This window comes from Streptomyces sp. CB02980, from assembly GCF_014451325.2.
Lineage (GTDB): Bacteria > Actinomycetota > Actinomycetes > Streptomycetales > Streptomycetaceae > Streptomyces.
Window position 1 is genome coordinate 169,536 of the sequence record NZ_JACSCH020000019.1, and the last position, 8,578, is coordinate 178,113.

At 73.1% G+C, this 8,578-nt stretch carries 8 protein-coding genes; 2 read left to right on the forward strand and 6 right to left on the reverse strand.

Going from position 1 to position 8,578, the window contains the following annotated elements; genetic code table 11:
- Positions 1 to 74 precede the first annotated feature (74 nt).
- The 6 genes from E0F75_RS32200 to E0F75_RS32225 form a co-directional block, all read right to left on the reverse strand.
- Positions 75 to 1,133 (reverse strand): pyridoxal-phosphate dependent enzyme, encoded by a 1,059-nt coding sequence (locus tag E0F75_RS32200; protein ID WP_229314489.1) that lies wholly within the window; start codon positions 1,131 to 1,133, stop codon positions 75 to 77.
- Complete coding sequence (locus E0F75_RS32205) at positions 1,054 to 2,226, reverse strand: GHMP kinase (RefSeq protein WP_229314490.1); 1,173 nt, start codon at positions 2,224 to 2,226, stop codon at positions 1,054 to 1,056. The genes E0F75_RS32200 and E0F75_RS32205 overlap by 80 nt, the downstream gene beginning before the upstream one ends.
- Complete coding sequence (locus tag E0F75_RS32210) at positions 2,223 to 3,044, reverse strand: Rossmann-like domain-containing protein (RefSeq protein WP_374115470.1); 822 nt, start codon at positions 3,042 to 3,044, stop codon at positions 2,223 to 2,225. Before E0F75_RS32210 ends, E0F75_RS32205 begins: the two co-directional genes overlap by 4 nt.
- Positions 3,045 to 3,152: 108 nt before the next feature.
- Entirely contained in the window at positions 3,153 to 3,950 is a 798-nt protein-coding gene (locus E0F75_RS32215) for an ABC transporter ATP-binding protein (RefSeq protein ID WP_229314491.1), read from the reverse strand.
- On the reverse strand, positions 3,947 to 5,170 hold the full coding sequence (locus E0F75_RS32220) for an iron ABC transporter permease (protein WP_229314492.1): 1,224 nt from the start codon (positions 5,168 to 5,170) through the stop codon (positions 3,947 to 3,949). The genes E0F75_RS32215 and E0F75_RS32220 overlap by 4 nt, the downstream gene beginning before the upstream one ends.
- Positions 5,160 to 6,200 carry an ABC transporter substrate-binding protein gene (locus E0F75_RS32225; protein WP_229314493.1) on the reverse strand — a complete coding sequence of 347 codons (1,041 nt, stop codon included), beginning with the start codon at positions 6,198 to 6,200 and terminating at the stop codon, positions 5,160 to 5,162. Before E0F75_RS32225 ends, E0F75_RS32220 begins: the two co-directional genes overlap by 11 nt.
- A gap of 153 nt (positions 6,201 to 6,353) precedes the next feature.
- Between E0F75_RS32225 and E0F75_RS32230 the strand changes: the two genes are divergently transcribed.
- Both E0F75_RS32230 and E0F75_RS32235 read left to right on the forward strand, forming a co-directional pair.
- Entirely contained in the window at positions 6,354 to 7,742 is a 1,389-nt protein-coding gene (locus tag E0F75_RS32230) for an MFS transporter (RefSeq protein WP_374115471.1), read from the forward strand.
- 140 nt (positions 7,743 to 7,882) lie between these two features.
- Positions 7,883 to 8,296 carry a S26 family signal peptidase gene (locus tag E0F75_RS32235; protein ID WP_229314494.1) on the forward strand — a complete coding sequence of 138 codons (414 nt, stop codon included), beginning with the start codon at positions 7,883 to 7,885 and terminating at the stop codon, positions 8,294 to 8,296.
- Positions 8,297 to 8,578: the final 282 nt, after the last annotated feature.

Below are 8,578 nucleotides of genomic sequence, written 5' to 3' on the forward strand. Positions count from 1 at the left end.
CGGGTGAACAACACAGCAAACATCCCATAGTGGCGTACGGGGGCGGGCTCCTGGCCTGGGTCGGGGCCGGGGTGTTACGCGGTGAGTGGTGAGGTCGGAGTGCGGTTCCACGGCATCCGGGACCAGGGAAGGGCGAGTTCGGTCTGGTCGGCGATGTCCCGGGGAGTGAGGTGGGCGAGGGGTGTCGCTTCGCGATGGCGCGTGTAGACGGTGTCGGTGTAGCGGTGGCCGGTGTCGGGGGCGATGAAGAGGACGGTGCGTTCGAGGGCGCGGTCGTGTTCGTGGCGGGCGGCGAGATAGGCCGCGCCGGTCGACAGCCCCGCGAAGACGGCGTGGCGGCGCAGGAGGTCGACGGCGCCGGACAGGGCGGCGTCGAAGGAGATCCAGTGGAGGGTGTCGTACAGCTCGTGGGACACGTTTCCGAAGGGAATGGAGCTCCCGATGCCCGCGATGATGATCTCGGGGTCGGAGGTGTGCTGGGCGCCGAAGGTGAGGCTGCCGTAGGGCTGGACGCCGACGAGTTCGACGTCGGTCGGGGCGGCGCCGGCCTGACAGCCGGGCGGACAGCTGTTCCGGGCGTTGTCCGAGGCGTCGCGCAGGTAGCGGGCGAGGGCGCCCGTGGAGGCGCCCGAGCCCACTCCGCCGACGACGGTGAGCCGGTCCGTGCCCGTCTCCTCGCGGATGCGGTCGGCGATGGCGCGGTAGCCGAGGTAGTGGATGTCGTCGTGGTATTGCCGCATCCAGTGGTACTCGGGGTGTGCGGCGAGGATCTCGTGGATCCGCTCGACGCGTCGCTTCTGGTCGAGCTTGAGGTCGTCGCAGGGTTCCATCTGTTCGAGCGTGGCCCCGAGTACGGCGAGCTGGGTGCGCAGCGTCTTGTCGACGGTCGTGGAGCCGACGACGTGGCAGTGCATGCCGTGCCGGTGACAGGCCAGGGCGAGGGCGTACGCGTAGATCCCGCTGGAACTGTCGAGCAGTGTGTCCCCACGGCGTACGACTCCGGTGTCGAGGAGGTGGCGTACGGCGGCGAGCGCGGAGACCACCTTCATCGTCTCAAAGCGCAGGCAGACGAGACGGTCGTCGAGACGTATCAGGTCGGGCCGGCCGATCGCCTCGGCGATGTGCTGGTCCATCGAGGAGCTCCTTGGTGGTGAACGTGCGGGTGGTGGGGATGCCGTGGCTGTTGAGGGCGTGGCGGCAGGCGCGTACGCGATGACGCAGGTCCCCGGGTGCGGCCGGGTCGAACAGGACGCCTGCCACGGCGCCGCTGTGCGCGATCTGCACCCCCGCTGCTCCGGATCGCCGGGCGATCGCGGTCAGCGTCTCGAACTCCGGGTGATTCAGCGTTTGTTGGCCACGGCGCGCGCTGGCCGTGGCGACCTGCCCCAGGAGTCGCACGTCCCCCGTGGCGATCGCACGGCGCAGGAGGGTGCGCAGCCGCTCGTACTCCTGGACGTCGGCGTCGGTGGTCTCCCGTACGGGCAGGGCGAGGGTGTCGACGGGCGCTCCCCCACCGAGGACGCAGCCCACGACGACCAGGGGCGGGAGGGTCGGACCCAGGACTTCCAGGGTCCTGCCCTCCCGCTGGGCGAAGAGGACCGGGCGGGCGTCGAGCATCAGCGGATCACTGGCCCGTTCCGCGCGGACGGCGAGCCGGGCGACGGCGTCGGGGGCGAGGCGGAGCCCGTACGAGTCGGCGACCGCGCGGACCGCCGCGATCACGTCGCTGGTGGAACTGCCCATGCCCAGGCCCACCGGTACGTCGCCGGTGAGCCGCAACTGCCCGCCGCTGGGCGGCAGTCCGGCCTGTCGCGCGCACTCCGTCACCGCGAGGCCCGCGGCGCGTGCGGCTTTCCCGCGGTCGGCGGGGACGACCGTGAGCGCCTCGGGCGGTGTGCCGGGCCGACGGACGAAGTCGGCCCGGCTGCCGGGGCCGGCCAGGGGGAGGGTGACGAGGCCCGCGCACCTGCGTCCTTCGGCGTCGAGGAAGACGCCCTGGAGGAGTTCGCCGTGGTGGCAGGGGGCATGGCCGGTACCGGTGGCGGTGGCGGTACCGATGGCGGTGGCGAGGGCGACAGCGGCCGGGGAAGCGCCGGTGGCTGGGTCGGTACCCGTGGCCCGGGCGGTACCCGTGGCTTGGGCGGTACCGGCTCCGGTCTCGGCGTCGAGCGGCGCGGCCGGGTGGGTTGTCCGTGGGGCGCGGGCCCGGTGCGTGGCGGGGGTCATGCGCCGTCCACCGTGCGGTAGCGGTACAGGACGGTCTCCTCGGCGCTGAACTGGGAGAAGGGGAACGGCTCCGCCGACAGGGCGGTCACTCCCGAGCCGAGGAAGGCACGGGCGACGGCGCTGCCGCTCTGCGCGTACACGATCAGCGGGATGCCACGGTGGCGGCAGCGCTCCAGGATCGTGTCGAACGAGCCGTTGCTCAGGGTCATTCCCGTGGCGACGACCGCGTCGGCGCGGTCGAGCACCTCGTGCATGTCGTCGGTGACGGGGTCGCCCCACTGGGTCGCCTTGAGGTTGAAGTCGCAGGGCAGGGGTTCGCCGCCGCGCTCGCGGATCGCAGCGACCAGCGGGTTGACCACACCGATGAGGCCCACCTTCGCGCCCTCCTCGATGTCGAGCAGACCGGCGATGGCCGCGTCGCGGGCGGTCGCGCGGGTCTCCGGCGTGCCGCTCGGGAGGCCGACCGGCTCGGCGTCCCCTTCTTCGGCGGCGACGCGGTGCGGTCGCGTGTGGGCGAGGTAGGCGTCGAGGGCGGCGATCCGCAGGGGGCGCGGGGCGTCGCGCAGCAGGACGTCGAGCGGCGTGCCGGAGTAGTCGCGGCAGATCGTCGGGGTGAGTTCGCCGGCCTCGAACGCGCAGCCGCCGAAGGTGCCGCCGACGCGGACCAGGACGTACTGGTTGAGGTAGGTGGTGTCACCGCCGGCCAGACGGGTTCCGTGGTGGATCCAGAACACGCTGGTCGCGAGGAGTTCGGCGGGGAGCGGGCCGTGTTCGCCGGCCAGGGCCGCCGCGATGAGCTTGTCGACGGAGAGCGACAGCGAGGCGGGGGCAGGGCCAGGCGCGGGGGCAGGGAGCGTGGCGGGGAGCGTGACGTCGGACTGGGACTCGGTGTGGGTGGAGGTGGACGTGGTCAAGGTCGGGTCCTTTCAGAGGGCGGGTCGGGGAGTCGGGACGGGTGCGCCGAGGGGGCGGCGGTAGCTGACGGCCGGGTGCCCCAGGGCGTCGGTGGTGAGTTCGGCGTCGACCTCGAACACCTCGGCGAGGCGATCGGCCGTCAGGACGGCCTCGGGAGTGCCGGCCGCGATCAGCCGGCCGTGGTGGAGGAGCAGGAGCCGGTCGCAGTACCGGGCCGCGAGCGACAGGTCGTGCAGGGCGACCAGGACGGTCCGGTCGGTGCCGGTCAGCAGCTCCATCAGTTCGAGCTGGTGTTTGACGTCGAGGTGGTTGGTGGGTTCGTCGAGCAGCAGTGCGTACGGCTGCTGGGCCAGCGCGCGGGCGATGTGGGCGCGCTGGCGCTCGCCGCCCGACAGGGCCTTCCAGGAGCGTCCGGCGAGCGCGGTGAGGCCCACGACCTCCAGGGCGGCGGCGATCACCGCCCGGTCGGTGGCGTCCGCTCCGCGCCAGCGGTCCCGGAACGGGGTGCGACCGAGGCCGACGACGTCGGCGACCCGGAGATCGCTGTCGGCGCCCGAGTCCTGGGCGACGAAGGCGACATGGCGGGCGATCTTCCGCGCGCTCCACTCCCCCACCGATGTGCCGTCGTACTGGACCGAGCCCTCGTCGGGGGCTCGGAGCCCGGCCAGGCAGCGCAGCAGGGAGGACTTGCCGGAGCCGTTCGGGCCGAGCAGGCCGACGGTCTCGCCGGAGGCGATGCTCGCGCTGACCTCACGTACCACCGGTGTACCTGCCACCGACCAGCTCAGGCTCTCGGCGGTGATCCTCACAGTTCACCCCTTCTGCGCAGGACGAGGAGGAAGAGGGGTACGCCGAGGAGCGCGGTGATGACGCCGACGGGGACCTCGCGGGGTGCGAAGGCGATGCGTGCGAGCGCGTCCGTCCACACGAGGAACACCGCGCCGGCGAGTGCCGCGTACGGCAACAGCGCCCGGTGCAGCGGTCCGACGAGGAACCGCACCCCGTGGGGCACGATCAGCCCGACGAAGCCGATGGCGCCGACGGTGGCCACGGCGACCGCGGTCAGCGCGGCCGTCACCACGAGCAGCAGCATCCTGGTGTGCCGTACGCCGATGCCGAGGGAGGCGGCGGTGTCGGTGCCGAAGGCGAGCCCGTCGAGGGCACTCGAACACAGCCACGCCACGGTCAGGCCCAGCGGGGTGACGATCGCGCAGACCACGACGGTGTTCCAGCGGGCCGGTGCCATCGACCCCAACAGCCAGTGCGTGACGGCCCGCGTCGTGTCCGCGTCCGCCGAGGCCATCAGGATCAGCGAGGTCAGCGCGGTGAGCAGCTGCCCGACGACCACGCCGGTGAGGACGATACGGACGGAGTCGAGGCCGGTCCGCCTCAGCAGGAGGAGCAGCAGCGCGAAGGAGAGCAACGCGCCGACGAGCGCGCCGCCGGTGACCCCGAGCGTGCTCGCGCCGATGCCGAGGACGACGACGGCGACGGCTCCGGTCGACGCGCCGGAGGAGACGCCGAGCAGGTAGGGGTCGGCGAGCGCGTTACGGGTGACCGCCTGGAGCACCGTGCCGCACACGGCGAGCGAGGCGCCGACGAGCGCGGCCATCAGGACGCGCGGCAGCCGCAGGTCCCAGATGAGCGAGTCCACCAGCAGGGGCAGGGGCTCGACGTCCAGGCCGAGGTGGGTGGCGAGGGCACGGGCCAGGTCGGTCCAGCCGGTGTCGGCGGTGCCGATGCGGACGGCTGCGGCGATCGAGCCCACCAGGGTGGCCGTGGAGAGGAGCAGCAGGAGGAGGGGGCGGGGGCCTCCGGATCGGGGGCCCCCGGGGCGAGAGCCTTCGGGGCGAGAGCCTCCGGGGCGGGGCTCTGTGGCCTTGCCGGGCCTGCCGGTTCCGCCGCCCGGTGCCGGCGGAACCGGGATCAGATGCCCGGAGCCGGCGGTCTCCGCCGTACGGCCGCTTTCGCGGGCCGTCGGCAGCAGGAGGTCGGCCGCGCTCACCCTGGCGGGCGGCTCAGCGGGCATGTCCGAGGTCCTTCATGCCCTGGGCGAGCAGTCCGAGGGCGTGTACGGAGCGGACCGAGGGGTCGAGTTCGATGCCCGGCACTTCGAGGATCTTGTCGTCGCGGACGGCGGCGAGCCGTGAGATCACCGGGTGCGCCGTCATCGTGGCCCGCTTCTCGGCGGCGCTGTCGCCGGGGCGGCCCCGCTCGGACAGGTCGCCGATCACGATGAAGTCCGGGTCGCGCCGGGCGACTTCCTCCCAGGAGACCTCGGGCCAGTCCTCCTGGACGTCGTCGAAGGCGTTCTCGGCGCCGACGATCCGGCTCATCTCACTGGGCAGGCCGGTCTTGCCCGCCACGTAGGGCATGCCGTTGAAGACGGAGTAGAGGTAGACGACCGTCGGCCGGTCCGCGCCCCGCCGCGCCTTCGAGGCGTTCGCGCCCGCCCTGGCGACCGCGGCGCGCTGGTCCGCCGCGAGCTTGCCGGCGCGTTCCTCGGCGCCGAAGAGCCTGCCCAGGTTCTCGTAGTCGGAGAAGAGCAGCTCGAAGGGGGTCCGGCCGGGCGGGTTGTGCTGCGGGCAGTCGACGGCGCTGACGAAGGTGGGGACCTTCAGGACGTCCAGCTCCTCGCGGGTACCGGCACGGTCCTTGGTGTACAGGTCGGCGGAGCCCGCGACGACGAAGTCGGGGGTGGCGGCGCGCAGTTGCTCCCCGGTGGCGATCTTCGGGGCGATGACCGGGATCTTCGCGTACGCGGCCGCGTACGGAGCGGGGATCTTGGTCTTGAGGTTGGCCGTGCCGGCCATCCGGTCCTGGAGCCCGAGTTCGAGCAGGGTCTCGGTCGAGCTCTGGTCCAGGGCGACGGCCCGCTGCGGCGGCCCGGCGGGCGACACCTGGCGGCCGCAGCTGGTGACGCCGGTGGCGGCCTTCTTCGAGGTGGGACTCGCGGCGGGCTTGGCGCCCGCTGCGGACCCACCGCCGCCTGCGGTGGAGCAGCCCGCGGTGGCGAGGGCGAGGGTCAGGGCGATGCCGAGACGGACGGGGTGGCGCATGGGTTCTCCGGTCTGGGAGGGACGGGCATGGGTGTTGTCGTGCACCGGGCAGGAGTGCCGCGTTCGAAGGGTACTGTAATGGCAATCATTTTCATTAACGAACCCGGGGGCGGTTCGCCGAACCGCTCCCCCACCCCCGAGGAGCACCACACCGTGGTCACCACACCCGCGCCCACCGCGGCCAAGTCACCTGCCCCGCCCCCGCGTTCGGTCCTGCTGGACCCCGCGTTCCTGCGTCTGTGGGCGGGCACCACCGCGTCCGGCCTCGCGACCTGGGCCCTGCCCTTCGTCCTCGGGCTCGCCGTACTGCACCGCGACCTCGGCGCCGCGGGGCTCGGTCTCGTCCTCGCCGCCCGCACTGTCGGCTTCCTCGCCGCCGTCACCGTCGGCGGCGTGCTGGCCGACCGGCACTCCCGCCGCGCGGTCGTCCTCTGGTCCGCGTTGGCGGCGGCGGCCGCCGCGCCCCTGCTCGCCGCCGGCCTCGGCCGGTCGCTCGTGCTGATGACGTTCGCCGCGGCTCTCGCCGGCGCCGGGCAGGGCGCCTGCCGACCGGCGTTCCAGGCACTCACGGCGGACACCGTCGAACCCGGGCGACGCCAGCAGGCCAACGCCGCCATGACCATGGCCGTACGCGGCTCCACACTGGCCGGACCCACCCTGACCGCGCTGCTCGCGGCCTTCCTCGACGTCCGTACGCTGCTGCTCGGCATCGGGGCGCTGTGGCTGGTCGCCGCGCTCGCCCCGGGCAAGGGAGGCGTCGTCGCAGCGGCGACGGAGGCGGGTCCGGGCGCGAAGGCGAGTGCTCAGCAGGGCTCGGCGGAGGCGGATGCGGCCACGGAGAAGACGGCGAGGACGACCGCGGAGGCGACCTCGGAATCCGTCACGGGCCCGTCCCCGCGTGCCGGGTTCCGCGCCGAATTCCTTGAGGGCATACGGGAGGCACGCCGCCACCCGTGGTTCCTCGCCGGTCTCGCCGCCCTCGTCGCCGTCATCGCGCTCGGCTACTCGGCCACCAGCGTCGCGTTGCCGCTGATCAGCCGGGACCGCTACGGCACCGAGTGGGTTCTTGCCGCGGCGATGACCGCGTACACCGTGGGCGCCCTCGGCGGGGCCCTCGTCATCGCCCGCCTGCGGCCCCGCTCCCAGGGCTGGGCCGCGTTCGCCGGTCTCGGCGCGTACGGTGTCGCGCCGCTGAGTCTGATGCTGCCGGTGCACCCGGCCGTGGTCGTCGCGGCGTACGCCGTCGCCGGGATCGGCATCGAGCTGTTCAACGTGCCCTGGTTCACCGCCACACAGCGCGAGGTCGCGCCGGACAAGCTGGCCCGCGTCTCGTCACTGGACTTCCTGGTGTCCTACGGCCTCGCACCCATCGGCCTGGCCCTGATCGCACCCGCCATCGACCACTTCGGCGTCACCCCGGTCCTCGCCGCGTGCGCCGCCGCCTGCTTCCTGGTACCGGCCGCCGCGGCGCTCGTACCCACGGCCCGCCATTTCGCAGGTACGGCCCCGACGGAGGCGCGGACCGACCGATTGGCCGGCTGACCGGTCGGCTGACCGGCTGATTGGCCGGCCGACCGAGTCACCGATCGACCGGCGTCCGGGGTCATGGGCGGCGGCCCCGGACGTCCGCGCGGAAGGTAAATCGGTGGGGTGATGCGGGGCCGATCTGCCACGATCCCCGCATGGGTGCACTGGATGCAGTGGCAGGCAGGGTTTCCGGCGGGGCCACCGTGACATTCCGGCCCAGCGGCTCCTCGATGGTCCCGCTGATACGCAGTCGGCAGCAGGTCGTCGTCGCTCCGGTCGACCCGTCGAAGGTGGAGGTCGGGGACATCGTCCTCGCCCGTGTCGCCGGGACGGTGTACCTGCATCTGGTGTCGTCCGTGGATCCCGCCAGGAAGCGCGTGCAGATCAGCAACAACCGCGGCCGTGTCAACGGCTGGACCAGCCACGCCCGTGTCTTCGGCATCTGCGTGGCAGTGGACGGAGCCGCCCGGTCCGGAGTCGCGGACAAGACGCGCGCGACCGACTCCGACGCCCCCTCCCAGGCGGTGTCTTCACATGATCTCGCCCGGCGCTCGCCCGGAAATCCCTGACGAACAACCACGGCGTCATCGGCCCTGTGGGCGTCCCCCGTGGGCGGTCTTCAGGCGGAGCTTTCGCCGGCGGTACGGGCCGTACTCGCCGATCGGCAGGTGCGGCCCGATGAACTCCCGCTCCTGGTCCGTCCGTTGTGCGCGTCACGCGCGACGGTCTAGCGGGCCAGGGCCCGGAACGGGGCGGAACCCGCGGGCTGATCACGGCCTGATCCGCGCTGGGCGGGCTGGGGGGCGGGCGTTTGCGGAGCGGCGGCTGCGGCGTTGCGGGTCTCGTGCATG

Coding starts and splice junctions, on each gene's coding strand:
- E0F75_RS32235 (WP_229314494.1), top strand. CDS start 7,883: ATGGGTGCACTGGATGCAGTGGCAGGCAGGGTTTCCGGCGGGGCCACC.
- E0F75_RS32225 (WP_229314493.1), bottom strand. CDS start 6,200: ATGCGCCACCCCGTCCGTCTCGGCATCGCCCTGACCCTCGCCCTCGCC.
- E0F75_RS32220 (WP_229314492.1), bottom strand. CDS start 5,170: ATGCCCGCTGAGCCGCCCGCCAGGGTGAGCGCGGCCGACCTCCTGCTG.
- E0F75_RS32205 (WP_229314490.1), bottom strand. CDS start 2,226: ATGACCCCCGCCACGCACCGGGCCCGCGCCCCACGGACAACCCACCCG.
- E0F75_RS32200 (WP_229314489.1), bottom strand. CDS start 1,133: ATGGACCAGCACATCGCCGAGGCGATCGGCCGGCCCGACCTGATACGT.